22 protein-coding genes, 9 tRNA genes and 1 rRNA gene are annotated in these 24,504 nt (G+C 45.9%); 3 read left to right on the top strand and 29 right to left on the bottom strand.

All coding sequences use genetic code 11. The features are described from left to right. Positions 1 to 2: 2 nt before the first annotated feature. The 4 genes from CXK86_RS21850 to CXK86_RS21860 form a co-directional block, all read right to left on the bottom strand. Positions 3 to 509: a type 1 glutamine amidotransferase domain-containing protein gene (locus CXK86_RS21850; RefSeq protein WP_076252961.1), complete on the bottom strand. Its 507-nt coding sequence runs from the start codon at positions 507 to 509 to the stop codon at positions 3 to 5. A 266-nt stretch (positions 510 to 775) separates the two neighbouring features. Next, positions 776 to 943: a hypothetical protein gene (locus tag CXK86_RS32260; protein ID WP_156946186.1), complete on the bottom strand. Its 168-nt coding sequence runs from the start codon at positions 941 to 943 to the stop codon at positions 776 to 778. A gap of 76 nt (positions 944 to 1,019) precedes the next feature. Next, entirely contained in the window at positions 1,020 to 1,481 is a 462-nt protein-coding gene (gene dtd / locus CXK86_RS21855) for a D-aminoacyl-tRNA deacylase (RefSeq protein WP_076252962.1), read from the bottom strand. Positions 1,482 to 1,493: 12 nt separating this feature from the next. Further along, positions 1,494 to 3,671, bottom strand: coding sequence for a RelA/SpoT family protein (locus CXK86_RS21860; RefSeq protein ID WP_036616894.1), 2,178 nt, complete (start codon positions 3,669 to 3,671; stop codon positions 1,494 to 1,496). A gap of 373 nt (positions 3,672 to 4,044) precedes the next feature. On the opposite strand from CXK86_RS21860, the gene uraA reads away from it, so the two are divergent. Continuing rightward, positions 4,045 to 5,361 (top strand): uracil permease, encoded by a 1,317-nt coding sequence (uraA, locus tag CXK86_RS21865; RefSeq protein ID WP_036674549.1) that lies wholly within the window; start codon positions 4,045 to 4,047, stop codon positions 5,359 to 5,361. Positions 5,362 to 5,514: 153 nt separating this feature from the next. On the opposite strand, the gene CXK86_RS21870 is transcribed toward uraA, so the two are convergent. From CXK86_RS21870 to CXK86_RS21895, 6 genes are all read right to left on the bottom strand, one after another. Continuing rightward, entirely contained in the window at positions 5,515 to 6,027 is a 513-nt protein-coding gene (locus CXK86_RS21870; protein ID WP_017686780.1) for an adenine phosphoribosyltransferase, read from the bottom strand. A 37-nt stretch (positions 6,028 to 6,064) separates the two neighbouring features. Further along, positions 6,065 to 8,473: a single-stranded-DNA-specific exonuclease RecJ gene (gene recJ, locus CXK86_RS21875; protein WP_076252963.1), complete on the bottom strand. Its 2,409-nt coding sequence runs from the start codon at positions 8,471 to 8,473 to the stop codon at positions 6,065 to 6,067. Between the two features lie 40 nt (positions 8,474 to 8,513). Then, a complete protein-coding gene (locus tag CXK86_RS21880; protein WP_076252964.1) occupies positions 8,514 to 9,473 on the bottom strand; it encodes a cation diffusion facilitator family transporter in 960 nt (319 codons plus the stop codon). Positions 9,474 to 9,546: 73 nt separating this feature from the next. Further along, entirely contained in the window at positions 9,547 to 10,455 is a 909-nt protein-coding gene (gene secF, locus CXK86_RS21885) for a protein translocase subunit SecF (protein ID WP_076252965.1), read from the bottom strand. Beyond that, positions 10,445 to 11,695, bottom strand: a complete 1,251-nt coding sequence (secD, locus tag CXK86_RS21890; RefSeq protein ID WP_076252966.1) for a protein translocase subunit SecD — start codon at positions 11,693 to 11,695, stop codon at positions 10,445 to 10,447. The genes secF and secD overlap by 11 nt, the downstream gene beginning before the upstream one ends. Before the next feature lie 91 nt (positions 11,696 to 11,786). Then, positions 11,787 to 12,026 (bottom strand): post-transcriptional regulator, encoded by a 240-nt coding sequence (locus tag CXK86_RS21895; protein ID WP_036617497.1) that lies wholly within the window; start codon positions 12,024 to 12,026, stop codon positions 11,787 to 11,789. A gap of 227 nt (positions 12,027 to 12,253) precedes the next feature. On the opposite strand from CXK86_RS21895, the gene spoVB reads away from it, so the two are divergent. Next, a complete protein-coding gene (gene spoVB, locus CXK86_RS21900) occupies positions 12,254 to 13,876 on the top strand; it encodes a stage V sporulation protein B (RefSeq protein WP_076252967.1) in 1,623 nt (540 codons plus the stop codon). 3 nt (positions 13,877 to 13,879) lie between these two features. On the opposite strand, the gene CXK86_RS21905 is transcribed toward spoVB, so the two are convergent. Beyond that, on the bottom strand, positions 13,880 to 14,593 hold the full coding sequence (locus CXK86_RS21905) for a YetF domain-containing protein (protein ID WP_076253003.1): 714 nt from the start codon (positions 14,591 to 14,593) through the stop codon (positions 13,880 to 13,882). A 228-nt stretch (positions 14,594 to 14,821) separates the two neighbouring features. Between CXK86_RS21905 and CXK86_RS21910 the strand changes: the two genes are divergently transcribed. Continuing rightward, a complete protein-coding gene (locus CXK86_RS21910) occupies positions 14,822 to 15,214 on the top strand; it encodes a TIGR04086 family membrane protein (protein WP_036616878.1) in 393 nt (130 codons plus the stop codon). A gap of 124 nt (positions 15,215 to 15,338) precedes the next feature. On the opposite strand, the gene yajC is transcribed toward CXK86_RS21910, so the two are convergent. The 18 genes from yajC to rrf form a co-directional block, all read right to left on the bottom strand. After that, on the bottom strand, positions 15,339 to 15,650 hold the full coding sequence (gene yajC, locus CXK86_RS21915; protein WP_036616875.1) for a preprotein translocase subunit YajC: 312 nt from the start codon (positions 15,648 to 15,650) through the stop codon (positions 15,339 to 15,341). 67 nt (positions 15,651 to 15,717) lie between these two features. Beyond that, complete coding sequence (tgt, locus tag CXK86_RS21920) at positions 15,718 to 16,854, bottom strand: tRNA guanosine(34) transglycosylase Tgt (protein WP_036616872.1); 1,137 nt, start codon at positions 16,852 to 16,854, stop codon at positions 15,718 to 15,720. Between the two features lie 43 nt (positions 16,855 to 16,897). Continuing rightward, positions 16,898 to 17,926 carry a tRNA preQ1(34) S-adenosylmethionine ribosyltransferase-isomerase QueA gene (queA, locus tag CXK86_RS21925; protein ID WP_076252968.1) on the bottom strand — a complete coding sequence of 343 codons (1,029 nt, stop codon included), beginning with the start codon at positions 17,924 to 17,926 and terminating at the stop codon, positions 16,898 to 16,900. A gap of 6 nt (positions 17,927 to 17,932) precedes the next feature. Beyond that, the gene (locus CXK86_RS21930) at positions 17,933 to 20,020 is read right to left on the bottom strand and encodes a SpoIID/LytB domain-containing protein (RefSeq protein WP_101314554.1); all 2,088 of its coding nucleotides are present in this window, start codon (positions 20,018 to 20,020) and stop codon (positions 17,933 to 17,935) included. Positions 20,021 to 20,125: 105 nt separating this feature from the next. Then, a complete protein-coding gene (gene ruvB / locus CXK86_RS21935) occupies positions 20,126 to 21,136 on the bottom strand; it encodes a Holliday junction branch migration DNA helicase RuvB (RefSeq protein WP_036616868.1) in 1,011 nt (336 codons plus the stop codon). Between the two features lie 55 nt (positions 21,137 to 21,191). Beyond that, positions 21,192 to 21,806, bottom strand: coding sequence for a Holliday junction branch migration protein RuvA (ruvA, locus tag CXK86_RS21940; protein ID WP_076252970.1), 615 nt, complete (start codon positions 21,804 to 21,806; stop codon positions 21,192 to 21,194). Next, positions 21,803 to 22,306, bottom strand: coding sequence for a crossover junction endodeoxyribonuclease RuvC (gene ruvC / locus CXK86_RS21945; protein ID WP_076252971.1), 504 nt, complete (start codon positions 22,304 to 22,306; stop codon positions 21,803 to 21,805). Before ruvC ends, ruvA begins: the two co-directional genes overlap by 4 nt. Before the next feature lie 306 nt (positions 22,307 to 22,612). Continuing rightward, positions 22,613 to 23,305, bottom strand: a complete 693-nt coding sequence (locus CXK86_RS21950; protein WP_076252972.1) for a BofC C-terminal domain-containing protein — start codon at positions 23,303 to 23,305, stop codon at positions 22,613 to 22,615. Between the two features lie 202 nt (positions 23,306 to 23,507). After that, positions 23,508 to 23,581: transfer RNA gene (locus CXK86_RS21955), tRNA-Pro, on the bottom strand. Between the two features lie 7 nt (positions 23,582 to 23,588). After that, positions 23,589 to 23,667 (bottom strand) — tRNA-Leu (locus CXK86_RS21960). 16 nt (positions 23,668 to 23,683) lie between these two features. Further along, positions 23,684 to 23,760 (bottom strand) — tRNA-Arg (locus CXK86_RS21965). Between the two features lie 6 nt (positions 23,761 to 23,766). After that, a tRNA-Gly gene (locus CXK86_RS21970) sits at positions 23,767 to 23,841 on the bottom strand. Positions 23,842 to 23,864: 23 nt separating this feature from the next. Then, positions 23,865 to 23,942 (bottom strand) — tRNA-Asp (locus CXK86_RS21975). 27 nt (positions 23,943 to 23,969) lie between these two features. Further along, positions 23,970 to 24,043, bottom strand: a tRNA-Met gene (locus CXK86_RS21980). Between the two features lie 17 nt (positions 24,044 to 24,060). Further along, positions 24,061 to 24,136, bottom strand: a tRNA-Val gene (locus CXK86_RS21985). A 6-nt stretch (positions 24,137 to 24,142) separates the two neighbouring features. Continuing rightward, positions 24,143 to 24,214: transfer RNA gene (locus CXK86_RS21990), tRNA-Glu, on the bottom strand. 4 nt (positions 24,215 to 24,218) lie between these two features. Beyond that, a tRNA-Asn gene (locus tag CXK86_RS21995) sits at positions 24,219 to 24,294 on the bottom strand. A gap of 83 nt (positions 24,295 to 24,377) precedes the next feature. Beyond that, positions 24,378 to 24,494: ribosomal RNA gene (rrf, locus tag CXK86_RS22000) — 5S ribosomal RNA — on the bottom strand. Between the last annotated feature and the right edge of the window lie 10 nt (positions 24,495 to 24,504).

Genomic DNA, 24,504 nt, shown 5'->3' on the forward strand with positions numbered 1-24,504 from the left:
AGTTATATAACTTTTAGCAGTTCACGTACATACGCTGGCTCATCTTCAGGCGTTCGGGATGTAATATAGTTTCCATCCACAACGGCCTCATGATCCTTGAACTTTGCTCCTGCGTTTACCATATCATCCTTAAGTGGTGGATAGGATGTAATGGTGCGGCCTTTCAACAGACCGGCACTAGCCAAAATTTGCGGACCATGACAGATCGCAGCAATTGGTTTCTTCGCACTGTTGATCTCGGTGACAAATTTCAAGATGTGCGCATCACTTCGCAAATTCTCAGGGGATGATCCACCAGGAATCACGACTGCATCATAATCTGAAGCGGATGCATCACCAATCGCCTTATCTGTGGTATAGGAGGCCTTTCCTCCTTTACCTTTAAGGGTCTCACCGGCTTTTAATCCGATAATCTCTACTTCATGTCCAGCTTTTTTTACTTCGTCATACGGGACCTGCATCTCCGAATCTTCAAAGTCATTCGCCAATAAAAAAGCAACTTTACTCATAACGTATGTTCTCCTTTCCGTGTTCGAACTTTCTTTATAAAATCGGGTCTTGCAGTACATTGGCACTTCGTTGTGCCTCGTTTTGTTATTACCCTCACCAGAGCAATTTATAACAATTCAATGTAATTTCATTTTGTAACGAAGTCGTCAAACGAACACTTAAAAAGTTCTACTCACGACAAAAAGTCCTGATTCGGGAAGGAATCAGGACTTTTTCACAATCTGTATAATCCAAATATCGGATGTTTATATCCCTGTGTAAACATTCAAGATCGCGGAAGATGACTCTGCTTCCCTTTGTCCGAATCCTGAAGTGCCCAGATCGTTGCAACATACTCAGCAGCCGAACGGGCAAGGTGCAATGATTCATACAGGTTACCAGGGAGTAACAAAGGTTCTGTACGGGTACGTGTTTCTTTCGCAGATTGGCGCATAATTGGATGGATACTCCTTTGATCATGAAATAGTCATCAACGAATTATCCCTTATTATGGCCTGAACCCCATGGAATTATGCACGTGGTTCCTGACGAATCGGACTTTCAAGCATCAAAGTCACGGGTCCCCAGTTGGTAAATGTTACATCCATCATCGCTCCGAAACGCCCGGTTTCAACCTGAATACCTTTATCACGTAGCAGTTGATTAAACGTTTCATATAACAGTTCTGCCGCTTCAGGTCGGGCCGCAGCCGCAAAGCTCGGGCGCTTTCCTTTGCGACAATCTCCGTACAGGGTGAACTGGGAAACAGACAATACAGCACCGCCAACATCAAGCAGACTGAGATTCATCTTCTCCTGATCATCCTCAAATATCCGCAACCCACTAACTTTGTCAGCCAGATACTGGGCATCCTTCTCAGTATCCTCATGGGTAATGCCCACGAGCAGCATTAATCCGGATTCGATCTTACCTGTCAGCTCGTCTCCCACGGTCACCTGAGCCTCTTTACAGCGTTGTACAAGCACCCTCATCTTACAGGCTCCTTACTGCATAATCCGATGCACCGAATAGACATCTTTCACACGTTTGATCCGTTCTACAACGGATTGCAGATGATCCGTATTACGAATCAGAATTGTGACGTGCACCAATGCTAATTTATTTTTATCTGTCCGTCCTGTAACGGCAGATATGTTGGTTTTACTTTCAGATACAGCCTGAAGTACCTCGTTGAGCAAGCCATTCCGATCATGGCCTGTAATCTCAATATCCACACTGTAACTTGCTTCGATATTCTCTTCCCACTCGACCTCAATAACACGTGCTGCTTCTTCACCGTCTGCACTTGTCGGGATATTCGGACAGTCACTACGGTGTACGGAAACGCCGCGTCCGCGTGTAACGTATCCGATAATGTCATCTCCAGGTACAGGATTACAGCATCGTGCGAATCGAACAAGCAGATTATCGATGCCTTTAACACGAATACCGTTGGTTGGTCGATTTCTGCGTTCAGGCGCAGGTTTCAGCTCGCGCATCTCGGAATTTAATTCCAGCAAACTGGACTCTTCCTGCTCTTTACGCAGTTTTTCGGTTGCTTTGGTTACAATCTGTGCAGCAGTAATCCCACCGAATCCAACAGCCGCAAGCATGTCATCAATATCGTTAAACGCATATTTTTTGGCAGCTTCCATCAACTTGTCATCCGTCATCCATGCAGAAGGATCAAGCCCCATGCGCTTCAGTTCACGCTCACAGCTCTCCCGACCTTTTTCAACGTTTTCTTCACGGCGTTCCTTTTTGAACCATTGCTTGATCTTCGCTCGTGCATGAGAAGATTTCGCAATTTTCATCCAGTCCTGGCTCGGTCCGTAAGAATGTTTGGACGTCAAAATTTCGATGATATCACCTGTCTTCAGATGATAATCGAGCGGAACAATCCGACCGTTTACTTTGGCACCAATGGTCCGATTACCAACCTCCGTATGGATTCGATAAGCAAAATCCAAAGGAACAGAGCCGATTGGCAATTCGATGACTTCTCCTTTTGGCGTAAATACAAATACCAGATCCGAGAAGAAATCCATTTTGAGTGACTCTACGAATTCTGATGCATCCTGTGCTTCGTTTTGAAGTTCAAGAATTTCACGGAAGAACGTAATCTTGTCTTCAAAATGATTTCCGTTCGCAGCGCCTTCTTTGTAGGCCCAGTGGGCAGCAATACCAAATTCAGCAGTCCGGTGCATATCCCATGTCCGGATCTGTACTTCTGTTGGTTCGCCATTGGGACCAACTACCGTTGTATGCAGCGATTGATACATGTTCGCCTTTGGCATCGCAATGTAGTCTTTGAAGCGTCCAGGCATCGGTTTCCATAGCGTGTGTATAATTCCCAAGGTAGCATAACAATCCTTGATATTATCCACAATAATACGAATAGCAAGCAGATCATAAATTTCATTAAACTGCTTGTTCTTGGTGGTCATTTTCTTGAACACGCTGTAGATATGTTTCGGACGGCCAGAAAGGTCTGCCTGAATCCCCATCTCATCGAGCTTGTTCGTAATTCCATCCATAACCGTATCAATATATTGCTCACGTTCCGCACGTTTTTTGTGCATCAGGTTTGCAATTCGGTAATACTGCTGCGGATTCAAATAACGGAGGGCGATGTCCTCCATTTCCCATTTGATTGCAGAGATACCCAAACGGTTTGCAATCGGACAGAAAATTTCCAGCGTTTCATATGAAATCCGGCGCTGGCTTTCTTCCGACTGAAACTTGAGTGTCCGCATATTATGCAGACGGTCAGCCAATTTAATCACGATGACACGGATGTCCTGCGCCATGGCGATGAACATTTTGCGGTAGTTCTCGTTCTGCTGTTCTTCCTTGGAGCGAAACTGAATACGTTCCAGCTTCGTCAAGCCGTCAACAAGCATGGCACACGTATTGCCGAAATGATTGCGGATCTCTTCAAGTGAGACCGTAGTATCCTCTACTACATCATGAAGAAGCGCTGCTATTATGGAGATGGTGTCCATCTGCATGTTCACAACAATGTCGGCAACCGCAAGCGGATGCAGAATATACGGTTCTCCCGATTTTCGCGTCTGTCCATGGTGGGCCTGATCAGCAAATTCGTAAGCTTCTCGTATGCGCACCAGATCGGGTTCTTTGATATATGCCCCGGCCTTCTCGAGTAATTGCTCTATGCCCATTCTGATCTGTTCCGTGTCCTTTCTATACCAAATGGAACCCGTGACAGTGCTGCAACACAGGTTCCCCGTAAAAGTAATTTCCTATAATTATGACGCTTCGCCCGTTTCCCGTCAACTGCTGACGAATAAGAGCGCTTATCCAATTTTTATATTGGTGATCTGAATTACTTCTATCCCGTTTCCCTATGACTCACAGGGGATTGGATGTATTTCTTATTTCTTATGTATTATTGCCGTTATTTGCTGAAATAGAAGGAAAATTCATGAAAATATAAAATCCATCGCTTTGCTACGTCAAAAATGTTATTGATTAATTAAGAGAAACTCTGTAATCTATTGAAAGTTTGTGTTTCGGAAAAGGAGATGAAATTCATTGCAACGCGAAATTCAGGTTAATCAAAAGATGCCACTTGGCTCAGGTTCACTGCTTAGCCTTCAGCATTTGTTCGCCATGTTTGGCAGTACCGTACTTGTACCCAACCTGTTCGGTGTTGATCCAAGTATGATCCTGCTGATGAACGGGATTGGAACACTGTTGTACATACTGATGTGTAAAGGAAAGATTCCAGCATATCTCGGATCAAGCTTTGCCTTTATTGCACCTGTCACAATGGTATTAAAACAACATCCTGAGAATGGCTACTCCATGGCACTTGGAGCTTTTATCATAACAGGACTTGTTTTCTGTTTCGTGGCCCTCATTATTAAATTTGCGGGTACCGGATGGATCAATGTTGTCTTCCCACCAGCGGTTATGGGTGCCATCGTTGCTCTGATCGGACTGGAGCTTGTACCCGTGGCTGCCGGAATGGCAGGTCTGATTAATCCCGATATCCTTAAATATCCCAACTGGGCACCTCAAGCCAAACCAATCATTTTATCCATGGCCACGCTTGGTATCACTGTCATTGGTGCCGTAACGTTCCGTGGATTCCCCAAAATCATTCATATTCTAATCGGTATTGTAGTCGGTTATATCCTTGGCTATTCTATGGGTCTGGTTGATAAACAGGCTATTGGAAACGCTGATTTCATCTCACTACCAACCGTAACAACGCCTACATTTGACTGGTCCGTTATTTTCACCATTTTACCTGTAGCGCTTGTGGTTATCGTTGAACATATTGGACATTTGCTTGTAACGAGCAGCATTGTAGGCAAAGATCTTTCGAAAGACCCTGGGCTTCATCGTTCCCTGCTTGGTAATGGGGTCTCCACCATTCTGTCCGGGTTTGTAGGATCTACTCCCAATACAACCTATGGTGAGAACATCGGTGTAATGGCCCTGACTCGCGTATACTCCACATATGTCATTGGTGGCGCAGCAGTCATTGCAATCGTACTCTCCTTCTCAGGAACATTCTCGGCGCTTGTAGCCAATATTCCTGTGCCAGTTATGGGTGGCGTATCCTTGCTTCTGTTCGGGGTTATTGCAGCATCTGGTCTGCGTATTTTGGTTGAACAGAAAGTCGATTTTGCCAAACCGACCAATCTGCTGCTTACTACACTTGTATTGGTCATTGGACTGAGTGGTACAGAAGTTACCTTCTATGGCGTTCATCTGAAAGGGATGGCATTGGCAACCATCGTCGGAATCCTGATGAGCTTGTTGTTCAAACTGTTTGAAGTGCTGGGTTGGTTGAATGACGATTCACGTAAACAGCCTATCACTGAAAAAACGCCCGATTAACTTCCATCGTATACACATCAAAAAGCCTGTTCTCCCTAACCTTACGGTTGGAAGAACAGGCTTTTTGATAATCATTAATGCTGTATATTATTTCCCGGGAAACGGAAAAAACAATTCATGTTTCGTCACAGCGGTACATGTGGAGATTGCAGCTTAATAATTCATCAATGTGAATACATCGATTTCTGGCAATTTAGCACGACCATTCAGATCAGACAGCTCAATCAGGAAGGCAGCTCCGACAACTTTCCCACCCAATTGTTCAATCAAGTTGATGGAAGTTGCAATCGTTCCACCCGTTGCGAGCAGATCATCTGCGATCAGGACATTTTGACCTTTTTCAATCGCATCTGTGTGCATCGCGAGTGTATCCTTGCCATACTCGAGATCATAACCAACTTCAATCGTCTCTCCAGGCAGTTTTCCACTTTTGCGAATCGGAGCAAAACCGACACCAAGAGCGTATGCCAGAGGGGCGCCCACAACGAAACCACGTGCTTCAGGTCCAGCAATAACGTCAATTTTGAGATCAGAAACCATCACTTTCAGTTCATTGATCGCATTGCGGTACATTTCTCCATCCTTCAACAATGTTGTAATGTCCTTAAAGCTGATTCCCGGTTGTGGAAAGTCAGGAATGACACGAATATAATCTTTAAAATCCAAAATAATCTCCTCCTAAAATAAATACACAAACTTCCATCTAAGATACGCCCTTCATCCGGGATATCATCCATTGTGTCAGTTGCGGTGTGGCTGCATCCAGCATCACCTGTTCTATTTCGGCCATATTTTCGAGCGCCTGATAGTGACGTGAAGCGGTTAGTTCACGCTTAGGCGGGTTATCCACAAACGCAATTTTGCCGTTATCACGGGTAATGAAGGATAACTCTTCGAATACATCCAACATCATCGTAATCATGCGCGGCGAACAACCACACTGACGACTGAGCACAGGAGTAATCTCTTGTTCCTCCACGGGTTCAGCTTTCCATTTCAACACCTGCATATAAATACGCTTAAAGAGTTCTCTGGAAGGCATCTGAAGGCGATCTCGGCGGTTGCCTGATCCGTGCAGAAGGATGATATTCTCAGCTCCACTGAACAAAGCCAGCATGGCATTAAGTTGTTCCGGGGTTTCCGGCGTATCAAACACAAATAACGTCCGGACTTGTTCCTGTCCATAATGCTGTGCAGCAGCATTACACGGAAATAACCCGACCTTTCTATCATATACCCAAAGGCAAGGTTCATACAATGAATTTCCCTCGGAAACATCTGTTTCTTTCCGAACAATAGCACCAACAGAACCAGATTTATATCGCAGATGCACCTCAAGTGAGCTCAAGAAATGTTTCATCGCATTTAATGGCTCGGCATTACCGCGCAAATCAAACACTTGGACCTGAGGAACATGAATGTCCTGAAGCATCAATTGAGGTTTTCTCATCCCATTCCATTCATTGATGGACAGTTCTCCCATCACATCAATAACGGAACCTGGGAGAAGAAACTCTGCTAACGCTCCCTTACCAAAAGCGACGGTTTCCAGTTGCTGACCATCCTGTTCCAGAACCAGTTTCAGATGGCGTTTCTCTCGTCCCATCGTTCTGGTTTCCTTCACAGTCACACTTCTCAATACAAACCGTGGCGAAGGATTGCTCATTCCAAAAGGCTGCAATCTGTCGATCTCCTGGATCACTTTCAGCGGAACATCACTGATTCTGCATTCATCATCCGCAAGACGTTGAGGTACAAAGTCCTCTTCAGTTAATACAGATGCAGCAAACTCATTCAAACCAGCCTCAAGTTCTTCCAGCTGATCCCGATGCAAGGTCATACCTGCTGCTGCAGGGTGTCCCCCGTAATGGTCCATAGTGTGTTTATTGACTGTGAGTGCCTGATAGATATCCAAGCCCTCAATGGAGCGTGCAGAGCCCTTGCAGACACCGCTCTCTGGATCGATCCCAAGGATAAGTGTAGGTCGGTAATAACGCTCCAGCAATTTGGAAGCCACAATACCAACCACTCCAACGTTCCAGCCCTCACCAGCCAATACGATTACATCTGGAACGGATCCTGAACGAAGCTGTATCTTTTGTTCCAACTGTGCCGTTGCTTCTTGTAATATGCCCTCTACGACTTGCTGCCGCTCCCGATTCAATAGATCAAGCTGGCCCGCAAGCGTATGAGCTTCATCCAGATTCTCGGTGGTGAGAAGCGATACCGCTCTCCCGGCATGATCCAAACGTCCACTGGCATTAATACGAGGTGCCATGGCAAAGGCAATATTAATCGAAGTCACCTGACTCTGATCCACACCACTGATTTCCAGCAATGCACTTACACCAGGAAGACGTGAACCACGCATCGATTCTATTCCATAACTGACAATAACCCGGTTCTCCCCTTCCAAAGGCATCAGATCGGCAACGGTGCCGATGGCGGCAATCTCCATCCATTCACCGGGCACTTCCCCGATTAATGCCTGAGCGAGCTTCAAGGCTACTCCCGCTCCTGCCAAACCTTTAAAAGGATACGGGCATCCCGGAAGTTTTGGATTAATAAGTGTAAAGGCTTCGGGCAAAATTTCAGGCGGCTCGTGGTGATCTGTCACAATGACTTCGATGCCCAGCGTGGCCGCATAGGCAATCTGTTCAACAGCACTGATTCCGGTGTCCACGGTAATAATCAATGAAACGCCTTGTTGATGGGCCCAATCCAACGCATGGTTGTGCAATCCATACCCTTCATTCGAGCGATGAGGGATATATATATCGTACGAAGCCCCAAGATGACGCATCAAATGGATCATGAGCGATGTGCTGGATACGCCATCAGCGTCATAATCCCCGTAGATCAAAATATGTTCTTCCCGCTCCAATGCCAGCTTGATACGTGGCACAGCTTCATTCATGCCGAGGAGCAGATAGGGATCATGCATCTGATTCAGGTCAGGATGCAAAAAACGTTCGGCCTCCTTCTCATTGTGCACTCCTCGACTCACAAGCAAACGTCCAACAAGGGGTGAAACGGAAAGCGCCTGCGAGAGTCCCGCAGCCGCCTCCAAATCGATATTCGGTGTATTCCACCGGTATTGCGAATAAAGCAATGATAACGCTCCTTTCCTGATCTACTGGACCCGCGCTTCACTACTGAATTAATGTCGCTTCGTGATCGGGCAGTTCATGATTGGATTTATAGGGATAACCTGGATCATAAGGTATCGCTTGAATCTGTACTTCTTTCACATGACTAAATCGGGTTAACAGTAGAGTCTTGGCACGATTTGCAATCTCCTGTGCTTCCAGTATCGAGATCCTCGGATTCACACTAATGACCAGCTCAATCGTAACGTCATGTTCCTGTTCACGTGCAACCAAATGCTCAATGGTAATGATGCCATATACCCGCTGTACAGTCTCTTTGAAATCGGACGCTTCTTCCTGCTCCAGTTCCTGAACGAGTGAACCATAGACTGTGTCCACAATCATTCGGTAACCCTTGTGAAGCACAAAACAGGAAGCAATCAACGCAGCCGTGGGGTCCAGGTAGAGCAGCATGCTCAAACCCGTCTCTTCACCAGCCATCGATCCTATAATGCCGATTAACACGGTGAGCGAACAATAGAGTGCACGGCGATGTTGCTGTGCATAGGCCAGCGCCTGAGACTGGTTTCGTTTACGGAAATATCTGTACTGAAATTGAAAAATCGCTTCTTTCACAGCCAAAGCTGCAACAGCCACCAAAAGTACCGACTTGCCGGGTGCTTCCGGTTCACTTCCGGAGAGACTACCCAATGCAGAGATGGCAAGCTGTAATCCACCCATCAGAATCAGCACAGATAACAATACTGAGATTCCCGGTCTAGCAACACGTGAATGTTCTTTAAACCGTCCCCTGCGAGCCTTGCTCTTATCGCGTACAGACTTGGAGGGAAAGAGACCAGCCAGGGCAGAACCAGCTTCAGAAGCAGAATACAAGCCGTCAGCGAGCAATGATTTGCTGTTTGCCATATAACCAACTCCCGCTTTGATCACCGCAAGTCCCATATTACCGGCAATACCGCTCCATGTGGCAGCCTGAGCAGATGGGATATGTTCTCTGGTCATGAATATTCCCCCTTAATTCTGTACATAAAGTTGCAAAACCGCGCCTGGCAGACGCGGCTTCACAATAAGATGTTTAGTTAGATTCTTTAGCTACTGTTTTTGGCTTATCCACTTGTTTACCTTTGAGCATCAGCCATAGTGGGGCAGCGATATAGATTGAAGAATATGCGCCGAACAGTGTTCCGATAACCATCGCAAGCGAGAACATGCGAATGGATTCTCCACCAAATATGAACAAACAGATTGAAGCTGCAAACACGGTGAATGTTGTATTCAGGGAACGTGTCATCGTTTGAGCCAAACTGCGATTGACTACCTCGCGTAGGTCGGCTTTGGTTGTCTTTTTGGCAAAACGCAGATTCTCACGAATCCGGTCAAAGATAACGATCGTATCGTTAATCGAGAACCCGACAATGGTCAATACTGCAGTAATAAAGGTCAGATCGACTTCCAACCGGAAGATAGAGAACACACTTATTACAACAAATGCATCATGGAAGAGTGCGATAACCGCAGCCAAACCAAAGCGCCACTCAAACCGTATCGCAACATAGATCATGATCCCGATACTTGCAATGAGTACCGCGTAGATCGCGTTGCGCTCCAATTCTTTGGCCATCTCTGGATCAACGGTATTTACTTCATAGGAAGCAGATGCATCCAGTTTGGTAAATTCCTGTTTAAATTTGCTCTCTTGGGTCTCATCCAGTTCATTGGAGAAACGAACATTTACACGGTCAGCCCCCGGTGTAATGGTAACATCACCCTCATCAACACCGATGTCCTTAACGATAGGTTTAATCTGCTCCGCTGTGATTGCTTTGGATACCGAAATATCCACATTCGATCCAGCACGGAAATCAACTGCATAATTCAAACCCAAAGCCAGAATGCTGATGATCCCCGTAATCGTAAGAATAATCGAGAAGATATAGGCAATCTTACTACCTTTAACATAATTATAATTCCAATTAAAGCGCACGAATTTCACTCTCCTTCACTCCGAAGTACTTAGGCTTCTTCAACACGTTAGCCCGTACGAGCAGGGTCAACAGGAAGCGGGAGAAGAAAATATTCGTGATGATACTGGTGACAATATCAAAGATCAGCACGAGTGCAAAACCTTTAACCGCACCTGTACCCAGGAAGAACATAACAGCGGCCGCAATAATGGTAGTGACATTGGAGTCAATGATTGTACGGAAGGAATGTTTGCTCCCCGCTTTAACCGATGACAAAATCGACTTACCACTTCGCATCTCTTCCTTAATCCGTTCGTACGTGATGATATTGGCATCGACCGCCATCCCTATACCCAGGATAAACGCCGCAATACCTGGGAGGGTAAGTACGAATTCTCCCATATAGAAGATTGCAAGTACCAGCCACGTATGTGTGATCAAGGCAAAACTCGCAATAATACCAGGAATGCGATAAAGCCCAATCATGAACACTAGAATAATAACGGAACCAATCAATCCTGCTTTAATGGTCTGATCCAGAGAAAGCTTACCAAGTGTTGCACCAACACTTTGTGAATACTTCTCTGTAAGTTTCAGTGGCAATGCACCCAGGTTAATGGTGTCACGAAGCTGGTTTGCTTCGTCACGTGTGTAAGCACCCGAAATCTGAGCGGAACCATCTGTCAACTGTTGTCTAACGGTTGGAGCAGAGAGCAGCTCATCGTCCAAATAAATCGCGAGAGGTTGTCCGATCAAACGTTTGGTGATCTCGGAAAATTTGGCTTTGTCTTTCACTTGAATGTCAATCATCGGCTCATTCAATTGAGTGAACACAACTTTGGCTGCATTCTCAACAAATTCATTTCCGCGAAGCTCAATTTTGGTGTATTCGCCTTCCTTGTCGTTCTCTGCTTTACTACGGAAGGTCAAAACAGCAGGTTCTTTCATTTTGGCTCTAACTTCAGCCTCATCCGTAACCCCTGCCAACTTCAATCGAATCCGGTTGCTTCCTTCAGTGGTTACCTCCGGTTCGCTTGTTCCGAGCGCATTGGCGCGGCTTTCAAGGCTTTTGGCCGTTTGCACCAAAGATGCCTTGGTGACTTGTTGACCTGCTTCGAGCGGCTCTGCTTCATATAAGATCTCGTAGCCTCCCTTTAAATCAAGGCCCAAGCGTATATTTTTGAGCAGTTCCGGGCTTGTTCCCACCATTACCCCTGTGGTGACAAGCACGACCAGAATGAAACTGATAATTCTTTTCATGCCGTTCCTAGATCCCCTTTCGTTCTCAATATTCCTATTATAGCGATGCCGTAAAAAGCAGTCAATTTTCAACAAAAAAGATCCCTTTCGTCTAGAAAGAGGACCCCCGGTATGCAGACACGGTCATAAAGTTCATAAAGCTTGTTGCTTTCAGTGACAAAATGTCGTTCACCAGCTGGTGAAGCGGTGGAATGCCCTGTTTTTCATATTTATGACTGACGCAATTCCAGACATCTTTGCTGGTGACATATTCGTAACCTACAAGCCTTAATTCCTCCGCTTTGCTACGGCAGAGCATCTCTATTGACTGTTCCAACTCCACATCATTCATTTCTTCCAACGGGGAGCCTCCCTTCGTACATCCAAGCCTTTATGCGGCATCAATATTACATGATTCGACTTCGCCTGATCATATTCCTTCTTGCTGAATATGGTTCTTTTTGTTAATCGTGTCCAAGTTGTCATGAGAAGATAAAGGACTGGCATAGGATGAAGAACAACGGCTTTGTCCCGTTTATGTTGATAGCCTGTACTTTCAACCGGGAAAGAGGGGTAGTCTTGAAGAAACAGACATTTATCCAGGGGGCCATGATCCTGCTCGCGGCAGGCATAATTAATCGAATACTTGGTTTCATCCCGCGCATTGCGCTGCCACGAGTCATTGGTGCAGAAGGTGTTGGCATCTACCAATTGAGCTATCCCTTTTTTATCGTACTGGTGACATTAATTACGGGTGGTATTCCGCTCGCCGTAGCCAAGCTCGTAGCCGAAGCTGATACCGGTGCCAATCGTTATTCCCCCCAGCGAATCCTGCAGGTAAGCTTAAGCTTTACGTTGACCCTGGGTGTTGTATTCATGTTTTTGTGCATCCTGTTTGCACCCTGGGTTACCAAGTACGTGCTCACAGATGAGCGGGTATACCATACGTTCGTTAGTATGAGCCCCATGATTGCCATTATCGCCGTATCTGCTGTCTACAGAGGGTATTTCCAAGGTAAGCAAAACATGATGCCTACTGCCATTTCATCCATTGTTGAAACCATCATTCGTATCGTCTGTGTCATTTGGTTTGCCTGGCTTCTCCTCCCCCACGGTATTGCCCAAGCTGCTGCTGGTGCCATGCTGGGAGCGCTCGTTGGAGAATTCGGCGGTATGCTTATACTGTTGTGGAAGTATAACAGGCAGAAGAAAGAGTTACCGCTCGCTAACCAACAGAACATGTCCAATCTCACAGCCAAACCTTTAAACCCAATACCTTCAGTTCTGAAAGAAACGGGTACTCCACAGCCGGGATTAATCCGGCGTTTGCTTGCAATCTCTATTCCTGTTACAGCAGGCCGATTGGTTGGCTCCTTATCCTATTTGGCCGAAACCATCGTTACTGCCCAGAGTCTGGCTCTGGCAGGCATATCCAAAGGACTCGCTACAGCACAATATGGTGCATTACAAGGTATGATTATTCCTCTGTTGCTGCTGCCGGGGGCACTAACCTCATCGCTCGCGACATCACTTGTGCCTTCACTGTCCGAAGCTTCTGCTCAGGGAGATCGCGCACTGATTCACAAAAGAATGCATCAGGCATTACGCTTGGCACTTGTGACAGGTGCTCCGTTTTCCGTGTTTATGTATGTGCTTGCCGAACCGATGTGTCTTGTTCTGTATAATGATGCATCGATCGGAAGCATGCTGAAGCTAATGGCTCCTTTTGCTTTGTTCATTTATATTCAAGCTCCTCTTCAAGCTGCATTACAAGCTCTTGACCGTCCGGGCAAAGCATTGCTAAATACGTTTATCGGTGCTGTTATCAAAATTACGTTGATTCTAACGCTTGCGTCCCGGCCTGAATATGGCATCTTCGGTGCAGTCATCGCCATCTGTGTGAATTCTACGGTAGTTACCCTGTTACATGCCCAAAGCGTACGTAGCCTGCTACAGTTCCGCTTCAAAATTTTGGATTGGGTCAAGACGGGTGCAGGAATGTTTATCATGGGAGCGGCGACCCTACTCGTATACGAAGAGACTGCCATGATATTGCCTTTTTGGGTGAGGATGCTTCTCGCTCCTTTTGTCGGGCTTATCGTGTATTTCATCGTCATGGGCTGGACCAAAATGATTGACTTTCATGATCTATCCCGTGCTCCTTTGATTGGTTCATGGTTCAAGCGCCGCTCAGGCAAATGATTTTCATTTTTTATCATCTTTTGGACTGACATATATCTTCCCATTGTGGTCAATGGAGCATATAAATACATCTTTGAAATCCATAATTCCGTTCTGTTGAATTTGATTTTTCAGCCAAAATCTCGTTTTCTGGATGATCTCCAGATTCTGATCCTGGACCTTTCCGTCCATAATTAAGGGGAGTGGAAGACCTTCATATTTGATATTTGGAAATCCGTCAATCTGATTTTTCTCTGTTTTGGATTTACCGGAAGAAGCCCCTTCTGAATCAGAGCCGGAAGAACTGCTGCCGTTAGAAGTATTCTCATCCTTGGGAAACACGGTCAGCTTGCCTGTGGTCTCCAAAATAGCGAAATCAACCTCACCAATACTGTCTACATTCTGTTCACGGAGTTGTTGCAATAGATCATCCAGATTATATCGTTGCTTCCGCATCTCATCCCGGTGAAGAACGCCTTTGGAGATCAAAACAGTAGGTTTGCCATCAATTATCAGGCGAAGACGCCGACTTTTAAGACCTATAAACGCCATTCCGATCTGTACAATGATCAAGGTAAGCATGGGGGCAATCCCGTGAGAGAGCGGTTTATCAATATCTTCAATGACAAAAGCAGCCATTTCAGCAAGCATAATGGAGACAACAAGATCAAACATGGATAGCTTACCAATCTCACGTTTACCCATAACCCTCATTGCACAGTACACCAGAAAGTACATGAGAATGGTTCGAAAGATATGTGATCCGACATCTGGGAAGTTCACAACAGGGGTCCTCCTTCGAAACTGAGTTTTTAACAGTTAGCTGGGTAGTGCAATCCCTATTTTGACCTGAACCTTACATGCTCATGCAGAAATAATCCGTTCATTTAATGGAAAACAGTTCATAAGTCCGAAGGCTTGACCATACACTGTATTAACTTATAACTTGTACAAGGGGGTTGCTTCATGCAATTGATCCGCCGCTTGGTTTCGTTTCGAGTGTCCAATCCGATTCTGTCAGGCCTCTGTCAGGCTTTTGTATGGATGTTTATCGGGGCATTTATTCTCTCCTTGTTTCTCTGGATGAGCGGAATGCGGGAACAGGACCTCTCGTTGTATACCTATGTTGTTCATGGCTTGTCATTATTGGTAGGTGGTTTTGTCGCAGGCAAACGTTCTGGTGAAAAAGGATGGTACTACGGAGGGATTACCGGAATCGTATATGGACTCCTTGTGCTGTTGATCGGATTTCTCGCGCTGGATGCTTCGTTTAATTGGAAGGATAGTTTACAACTGCTTAGCGCGTTCTTCATTTCAGCTCTCGGTGGCATGTTCGGTGTTAATACGCATCGCTCCTAGCTGACTGGTACAGAACATCGACCTTCCCTCATAAATCAAAAAGAGAACCGGGTCTCCAAGGAGATCCGGTTCTCTACTAGGGAATACGCCACAAACGCACCCTCGTTATTCTATGTTACAGTAACTATTCAACAGCCGTATCACGAGCTACAGCCGTGCTGATTGCATTACGGTCAAATGTAAGCTTAGTTACATCGTTTACACGCAATACAACCACATCGTCCGTAATCTCAGCGATCGTACCGTGAAGGCCACCAATCGTTACAATTTTATCGCCTTTTTTCAATTGGCTTAGCATGGAATTCCGTTGCTTTTGCTTTTTGTTCTGTGGACGAATCATTAAGAAGTAGAAAATCGCAACCATGAGTACTAAAGGTACAATCAAAGATACGATCCCACCGCCTTGCGCTCCTGCTAGAGGCATTCCTTGAAACATTCAAACTCCCCCTTATCGACTATACATACAGATATTACTTGTTACGCCGGTTTCCTCAAAAATTCAATCAGAAACCTTTGTCATTGTCATGAAGACCATATTGATCGAAAAATTCATCCCGGAAATCAAGCAAACGATCTTCCATAATGGCTTTACGTACATTACGCATCAAATTCTGCAAGAAATGAAGATTATGGATCGTTGTCAAACGCAGGCCAAATGTTTCATCTGCTTTGATCAAATGACGCAGATAAGCTCTGGAATAGTTACGACAAGTGTAGCAATCACATTCAGGATCTAATGGTCCAAAATCGGTTGCAAACTTGGCATTACGAACTACCAGACGTCCTTGACTGGTCATCGTTGTTCCGTTACGGGCAATCCGAGTAGGCAGAACACAATCAAACATGTCCACTCCACGAATAGATCCCTCAATCAACGCATCGGGCGAACCTACCCCCATCAAATAACGTGGTTTATTGGACGGCAACAAAGGTAACGTATAATCCAATACACCATACATCAAATGTTTCGGTTCTCCAACACTCAGTCCACCAATAGCATACCCCGGGAAATCCATGGAAGTCAAATCTGCGGCGCTCTGACGGCGAAGATCTTCATGCATGCCTCCCTGTACGATGGCAAACAGACCTTGGTCATGCGGACGAGCGTGACTTTCGAGACAACGTTCTGCCCAGCGACTTGTTCTTTCGAGTGATTTTTTTACATATTCATATTCAGCCGGATACGGTGGGCATTCGTCAAACGCCATCATAATATCGGAGCCAAGTGCATTCTGGATTTCCATCGCCACTTCAGGAGAAAGGAACTTCTTGTCTCCATTCAGATGAGAACGGAAGTTAACGCCTTCTTCCGTAATTTTGCGCATCTCGCTGAGAGAAAACACTTGGAATCCGCCGCTGTCCGTCAGAATTGGACGATCCCAGTTCATGAATTTGTGCAACCCGCCAGCTTCACGGATGATTTCATGTCCTGGTCTCAGAAACAGGTGATAGGTATTACTCAAAATAATCTGAGCATCCATTTCTTTCAACTCTTCAGGGCTCATTGTTTTGACAGTCGCCTGTGTACCTACAGGCATAAAGGTTGGTGTCTCAATAATACCGTGAGGTGTATGTACACGTCCCAGACGTGCACCGGATTGTTTGCAAGTTTTGATATGTTCATACGTAATTGCTGCCATTGGTTTTAATCATCCTCTAAAAGTTAATCGTTATACCGTTATACTAATATATCAACATGGCATCGCCGAAGCTGAAGAACCGGTATTTCTCTTGGATGGCTTCCTCATATGCCTGCATAATATGTTCCCTGCCTGCTAGTGCACTAACCAACATAACCAACGTGGATTTCGGGAGATGAAAATTCGTAAGCATCCCATCGATCACTTTGAAGGAATAGCCCGGATAGATGAAAATGCTGGTCCATCCGCTGCTCGCTTGCAGTATTCCATTTTCAAATTTGCTGCCTACCGTTTCCAAAGTCCGACAGCTCGTTGTCCCAACCGCAAAAACACGGTGTCCATTCGTTTTAGTCTGGTTAATCAGATCTGCCGTTTCTTGTGACAAGGAGTAATACTCCTCATGCATAACATGATCTTCAACAACATCAACCGACATTGGTCTGAATGTTCCCAGTCCTACATGAAGCGTAATGAAGGCGACATTAACACCTTTGGCACGAATCTGATCCAACAATTCATCCGTAAAGTGCAGTCCCGCTGTAGGTGCAGCCGCCGATCCTTCATGCTTGGCATACACGGTCTGATACCGTTCGCGGTCATCCAATGTCTCCTTGATATAAGGTGGCAACGGCATCTCACCAAGACGATCCAGAATCTCTTGAAAGATTCCATCATACGTAAACGTAAGTGTACGTGCCCCCATCTCGCCCTCTTCTTCAATGATTGCCTTCAATTCATCACCAAATACGATGACCGAACCGGCTTTCAGCTTTTTACCCGGCTTAACCAGTGCTTCCCACTTGTCGCCTTCCACATTTTTGAGCAATAACACTTCCGCTTTTGCTCCGGTATCTTCTTTTGTACCGAACAGACGGGCTGGTAGAACGCGTGTATCATTCAGAATCAATGTATCACCGGGATTCAGAAAATCGATAATATCAGGAAACGTTTGATGATTAATCTCACCACTATCTTTGTTCAAGGTAAGCAAACGGGATGCCGTGCGATCAAGTAACGGCGTCTGTGCTATCAATTGCTCTGGTAATTCAAAATCATATAAGTTCACATTCATTTAGTTTCATTCCTTAACAATAGTCGCATTTTGATAATAGTGTTTCAATATTGCCTGGTAATCATACCCTTCATCTGCCATGCCTTTGGCTCCCCATTGGGACAAGCCCAATCCGTGGCCATTGCCCTGACCGATGAACATGAAGGTCTGACCCTGCGTCACCGCTCTCGCTTGACCATCACCACTCATAACCACAAGTGCATTACCGGATGATGTTCCTGCGCCAGAAGAAGACAATACAGAGGCACCATTTGAGCCGGTTTTACTGGCTGTTTTGCCGTCAGCGCCTAATACAGTATAACTTCCGGTCCCTGCAATATCAAATAAAGTGCTCGGTAATCCACCGAGCGCAGAGCGGTATGTATCGGCATATTTCACCGTCATAGCCTGTCCATTGGCAGTGACTTCAAGTGCTCTTCCGGAAGGTCCACGCTTGGTCACTTCCAAGGTTGAGATTGAAGCAGGAACAGACGCTGTTGTTTTACCCTGAAGGGATTTAACCAACTGGGCAGACGTGAAAGGTCCTCTCACCCAAGCATAATCGTTGGATTGAGCAACTTTTGCCAACACAACAGCTTCGTTGCCTGGATTCATTTTAGCTACAGGTTCAACGGTGGATTGAATTAACGGAACGGCACGCACATTGGTGTTCTGAGCGGTTACCGTTACTTTTGCCAGTCCCGCATTGGTCTTGGTTGTTAATTCTTTGATGTTATCCTCACGAATGTACCCACTAACACCTGTACCCAGCAGCACATGGTACCACGTATGTAATCCTGCCTGGGCTGATGTATCTCCCGAACTAACTACATTGGTGAAAACACCTGCTCCACCGTTCCATACTTCAGAAGGATGCGCAGTCTGTCCACCCGCATTGGAGGAGAACACAGCTTCGATGATTTTACCACCGCTCTTGACCACTTCTCCAGCAGTTGCATCCACTGCGCTGGTTACTTTATCGTTTTCCGAACCAATCCCGTTATAGGCTTGGCTGAGCGTTGTATCCACAACATTCGCAATTTTGAAACGTTCACCCTGTTGAAGCGCGTAGGATCGAGCAGCTACGGCTTGAACTTTCAGAGCTTCAGCAGGCCAGGAGGAATACACCTCTGCCCCTACGACAGAGTACAGGTATTGCTCCAGTGGAACAACGTTGACCAACGCCAGATCACCACTTACGATGCTGATTTCCATATCTCCACGATACGTTCGCTGGGAACGTTCCACTACTTTGATACCATTGCCATTCCCTTGTACCAATGCTTTGGATTCAGTACCTGCAATGGTGTAATGCGGAGCTGTTTTGAGTGCATCCGTACTTAATCCTGCATCCTGGCGGATGATGAGCCCTGCACTATTGTTGACAGGTGAAAGGCTTACCCCTGGAGCTTTGGCTTCCACACTGTTCTTCAATGCGGTTAATTCCGCATCCGTTGAAGCTTCACCCACCCATACCGCGTATGCTTGGCTTCCCCCACTCAGTTGAAGGACTGGATTGACACTACTAACTCCTACTGATAAAAGGTTGGCTTGTGCTGCCTCTGCTTCCTGAATCGAACCATAGGTTCCAGCAGACAGGCGTTTACTTCCCGTTACAGCTGGCTTTTGACCAGCCAATTGAGCTGCTGCTACCTTTTGTACCCGTGTAACAGCTTGTCCAGCAAGTGCCTCCGTTGCATAGTTGCCTGTGTAGAGCTGATAAATGGCATTTCCATTCACAGACGTTGTGAACAGCAAAGGCTTATCCGCTGTTGCTTGCAACAATTTTGCTGCTGCAGATGCTGCCTTGAAATCCGCTGTTTCCAACACTTTCACTCGGAATCCATCTGCACTGAAACGGACTTGCCCTGCCGGAAGGCTTACATTTGCGCCACTCTCCGATTGGATGCTCCATTGTCCCGTCGATTCAAGCGTAATGAGTGGTGTAGTTGATTTATACGTACTACCCAGATTTGCAAACATGGCAACCCGGATCGTCTGTCCATCATTTGCTGCTGCATACGCAGGCACTTGCAAACAACCCACTGTCAAAAGAGCTGCCGCCAGTACCTTCAATCGACGACTCCACTTCTTCGTTCGTATTGCTTTTCCCACAATCAGACTCCTCTCCATGCATTTCTTTCATTTTATATCGGGTTAACACGTGATTATTTCAATGTTTATGATGAATGTTCAAATGAGCATATTCAACAGATTTGATTATTTCCCGTCTCTTGGTGGAACAGGAAGACCCAAATGATGATAGGCGAGATCAGTTACGATCCTGCCCCTTGGTGTACGCTGAATCATACCAATCTGAAGCAGATACGGTTCATAGACATCCTCGATCGTCTGACTTTCTTCACCGATTGTAGCAGCAATTGTATCCAATCCTACGGGACCTCCCCGGAAGCTGTTGATCATCGATTTGAGCATCTTATGGTCAATGTCATCCAATCCGCGTGGATCGATCTGGAGACGTTGCAGCGCTTCTTCCGCCAGTGTCTGCGTTATAATCCCATCACCACGTACCTGTGCAAAGTCGCGTACTCGTTTTAACAAACGGTTCGCAATCCTTGGTGTCCCACGTGAGCGCAATGCAATCTCTTGCGCAGCATCTCCCACAATCTCTACACCCAAAATTTCGGTAGAGCGTGAGACGATATAAGCCAGCTCATCAACTGTATAGAATTCCAAGCGACTTATAACACCAAATCGATCTCGAAGTGGAGCAGACAGCAATCCAGCACGCGTTGTAGCCCCAATCAGAGTGAATGGCGGCAGATCCAGCCGAACGGAACGTGCACTTGGACCTTTACCAATCATAATATCCAATGCCGAATCTTCCATAGCAGGGTACATGACTTCTTCAACCGTACGATGCAAACGATGAATCTCATCAATAAACAAGACATCGCCTTCCTGCAGATTGGTTAACAATGCTGCAAGATCACCCGGGCGTTCAATGGCCGGGCCTGACGTAGTTCGTAAATTAACGCCCAATTCGTTGGCAATAATGTTGGCAAGTGTTGTTTTACCAAGTCCAGGTGGTCCATATAACAAAACGTGATCCAATGCCTCATTACGAAATTTGGCAGCTTCAATATATATCTTTAAATTTTCCTTCACCTGATTCTGCCCGATATATTCATTCAGATACCGGGGACGAAGACTCAACTCAACATTTTGGTCCTCCATCATCAGGTTCGCGGAAATAATCCGGTCATCCATGTTCATCCCTACCTTTTTTTGCAGGCTACAGCTATATTATAATATGCAATTTGTATTATCCCGTAAACAGCATTTGCAGCGCCTTTTTCATCAACACATCAACGGAATCTGCTGTAGTAACATCCTTTTTCAATTTGAGCCATACTTTATCAAGCTCACTGTCAGTATACCCAAGTGCCTTGAGACCTTCACGTGCCTCATCCCAGGCTGAACCACTTCCCGACTCTTCCGATGGAGGAGCGAACAACCCTGTTGCATACGTTGCCGCGCCAAAACTATCCAGCTTATCCTTGAGATCCAGAATCATGCGTTGTGCAGTCTTCTTGCCGATGCCTGGCAATTTGGTCAAGAACGTAAGATTCTCCTGGTAAATCGCCGTAACCACATGTTCTGGTGTACCTCCAGCGAGTATGCCCAGAGCTACTTTTGGACCGATACCGGATACTTCAATCAGTTTACGGAACAAACGCTGCTCATCCCGTGTAACAAATCCAAACAGCAACATCGCATCCTCACGTACATGATGGTGAGTGTACACGGTAATTTCGCCTTCTTGCTTCGCAAACGCAAATGGATTTGGACAGAATACGCGATAACCTACACCATGAACATCCAGCACAATATAATCATTCTCTACATGAATGAACTGTCCTCTTAGAAAATCAATCATTTTCGCAATACCTCATTCAACTTGGAATTTAATGTATAAGAGTGTGCGTGGCACACGGCTACAGCCAATGCATCCGCTACGTCATCCGGCTTAGGAATGACCTGAAGACGCAAAAACATTTTGACCATCTCCTGTACTTGCTTCTTCTCTGCTTTACCGTACCCCACAACAGCCTGCTTGATCTGCATTGGCGTATACTCTGCAATAGGCAAACCCTTCTGTGCGGCAGCGAGTACCATAACGCCTCTCGCCTGACTGACAGACATTGCTGTTGTAACGTTCCGATTGAAAAAAAGTTTCTCCAGCGCTACTGCGTCCGGTTTGTATTTATCAATCAATTGCACCATACCTTCATATACATGAAGCAACCGTTCCTCTTCAGGGGTATGAGCTTCCGTCTGAATACATCCATATTGTACGGGTACCACCTTACTGCCGATTTTATCCACAAAACCAAAACCAACAATCGCAATCCCCGGGTCAATTCCCAAAAAACGCAAAACCATCTCTCCCTCACAAAAGCGAACATATGTATCGTTCATTTCATTATAACAAAAGATAGACCCTGCGGCAGGAAAAACTTTGTCTAACTGATTACTCGTCTTTATTCGCGAATTTTTTACATGTTTATTCGTATTTTTAACTATTTTAGTTTAAACGACAAAAAGGACATCTCTTCGATGTCCTTCATCACATTCCACGTATTTTAGATTCAATCGCTTGGTTACGTAAACCACCAATGTTATTGCTTACCACCATCGTTTCAGTACTTCACAATTTTAATACCATAGGTGAGGACGTTTGGATTACCCGCCATTACGGATTAAATGATGGTCTTCATCCACGGCATAGTCACTGAACGTAGAGATCACGCTATCATACTCATCCTTGTCTTGAATCCGAATACCCTGCTGCAATTGTTCTAGTACGCCTTCAGGCAAAGAACTTTCCAACGTTCCAACATCCAATTGAAAGAACGTACGAATAACCTTCTCTTCTGCAGGCTTACCCTCGTACAAATTAAGGTTCCCTACAGCATCTATGCTGATATAAGCCTGTTGTTTACAAAGCGGTGAAAGGTCATCTACACGTTGCTTCAAATGCAACTCATCTGATGTTCCAACGGTAGCATCCCATTCCGGATGTTGAGCCAGCAGCATCTTCAACTGTGGTCTAGCCATCTTGCCTAACTGCTCTGTTTCCACTCCGCAGATGTACTTTGTCTCCAAAACCACACTTGTTAAATGATCCGGATCAGAATCAAGTTGCTCTACTAACGCCTGAATCTCCTGTTCTGATCTTGTTTCCTGCGTAACAGGGCCCATCACACTGGTTGCCTCACTAAAATTAGTTGTCAGCAAACGCTCTATCGCCGATGAGATAGACAACCCGCTGTAAGCCAATATCGTAACTGCAAGCAGAGCCGCCGTCATCCATACTGTTCGTTTCCACCGTCCCCAGCGTCTCTTGAATTGTTTTCTGAAGTTAAACGTGTTCACATGAACCCCTTCTATCACTTTTTAAACCTATTGTGACCTAAAGATTGAGGCTTTATGCACAATTAACTTGTAGTCTGAAGAAGGAACACACATGTGTTAGGTTAGAGAATTTGTCATAGTTAATATCGAACCTGCATTTATAGAATCTTATATAGATAAATAAAAAAAGCACTATCTAATTATAGATAGTGCTTTTTAGAGATCGGGATGACACGATTTGAACATGCGACCCCCTGGTCCCAAACCAGGTGCTCTACCAAGCTGAGCTACATCCCGTTATATATACCGGCGAGAGGACTCGAACCTCCACGGTTTCCCACTCGATTTTGAGTCGAGCGCGTCTGCCATTCCGCCACGCCGGCAAATTTGAAGTTATAATGGCGCGCCCTGAGAGATTCGAACTCCCGGCCTTTTGATTCGTAGTCAAACGCTCTATCCAGCTGAGCTAAGGGCGCAAAAATTGGAGCGGAAGACGGGAATCGAACCCGCGACCCTCGCCTTGGCAAGGCGATGCTCTACCGCTGAGCCACTTCCGCACACGGTATTATTAATATAAAAATGGCGGAACCGACGGGATTCGAACCCGCGATCTCCTGCGTGACAGGCAGGCATGTTAGGCCAACTACACCACGGTTCCAGATCACTTTCTCAAAGGAAAGTATAATTGCGGGGGCAGGATTTGAACCTGCGGCCTTCGGGTTATGAGCCCGACGAGCTACCGGGCTGCTCCACCCCGCGTCGTTATAAAGTTTATATGGTGGAGGCTGAGGGGATCGAACCCCCGACCCTCTGCTTGTAAGGCAGATGCTCTCCCAGCTGAGCTAAGCCTCCATAATATGACCCGTAGGGGATTCGAACCCCTGTTACCTCCGTGAAAGGGAGGTGTCTTAACCCCTTGACCAACGGGCCTTAATGGCTCCCCGAACAGGGCTCGAACCTGTGACAACTCGATTAACAGTCGAGTGCTCTACCAACTGAGCTATCAGGGAATATATGCATTTGCAGTGCAAATGCAATTCATCGTACAACATCAACATGCAGAGCCTGTTTTCTATGTATGATGAAAGAGTTCGCTTGGCGGCGTCCTACTCTCCCAGGACCCTGCGGTCCAAGTACCATCGGCGCTAGAGGGCTTAACGGTCGTGTTCGGGATGGGTACGTGTGGAACCCCTCCGCCATCGCCACCAAACGCATAGCTT

Origin of the sequence: Paenibacillus sp. BGI2013, assembly GCF_002843485.1 — a bacterium.
GTDB lineage: Bacteria > Bacillota > Bacilli > Paenibacillales > Paenibacillaceae > Paenibacillus > Paenibacillus amylolyticus.

Excerpts from the sequence above, each read along its gene's own strand:
- tgt (WP_036616872.1), bottom strand. The coding sequence starts at position 16,854 with ATGGCAGCAATTACGTATGAACATATCAAAACTTGCAAACAATCCGGT.
- CXK86_RS21905 (WP_076253003.1), bottom strand. The coding sequence starts at position 14,593 with ATGTACTTTCTGGTGTACTGTGCAATGAGGGTTATGGGTAAACGTGAG.
- dtd (WP_076252962.1), bottom strand. The coding sequence starts at position 1,481 with ATGAGGGTGCTTGTACAACGCTGTAAAGAGGCTCAGGTGACCGTGGGA.
- CXK86_RS32260 (WP_156946186.1), bottom strand. The coding sequence starts at position 943 with ATGCGCCAATCTGCGAAAGAAACACGTACCCGTACAGAACCTTTGTTA.
- yajC (WP_036616875.1), bottom strand. The coding sequence starts at position 15,650 with ATGTTTCAAGGAATGCCTCTAGCAGGAGCGCAAGGCGGTGGGATCGTA.
- CXK86_RS21880 (WP_076252964.1), bottom strand. The coding sequence starts at position 9,473 with ATGACCAGAGAACATATCCCATCTGCTCAGGCTGCCACATGGAGCGGT.
- queA (WP_076252968.1), bottom strand. The coding sequence starts at position 17,926 with ATGAATGTGAACTTATATGATTTTGAATTACCAGAGCAATTGATAGCA.
- CXK86_RS21910 (WP_036616878.1), top strand. The coding sequence starts at position 14,822 with ATGCAATTGATCCGCCGCTTGGTTTCGTTTCGAGTGTCCAATCCGATT.
- CXK86_RS21895 (WP_036617497.1), bottom strand. The coding sequence starts at position 12,026 with ATGAATGATGTGGAGTTGGAACAGTCAATAGAGATGCTCTGCCGTAGC.
- CXK86_RS21860 (WP_036616894.1), bottom strand. The coding sequence starts at position 3,671 with ATGGGCATAGAGCAATTACTCGAGAAGGCCGGGGCATATATCAAAGAA.
- secD (WP_076252966.1), bottom strand. The coding sequence starts at position 11,695 with ATGAAAAGAATTATCAGTTTCATTCTGGTCGTGCTTGTCACCACAGGG.
- ruvB (WP_036616868.1), bottom strand. The coding sequence starts at position 21,136 with ATGGATGACCGGATTATTTCCGCGAACCTGATGATGGAGGACCAAAAT.
- ruvA (WP_076252970.1), bottom strand. The coding sequence starts at position 21,806 with ATGATTGATTTTCTAAGAGGACAGTTCATTCATGTAGAGAATGATTAT.
- CXK86_RS21850 (WP_076252961.1), bottom strand. The coding sequence starts at position 509 with ATGAGTAAAGTTGCTTTTTTATTGGCGAATGACTTTGAAGATTCGGAG.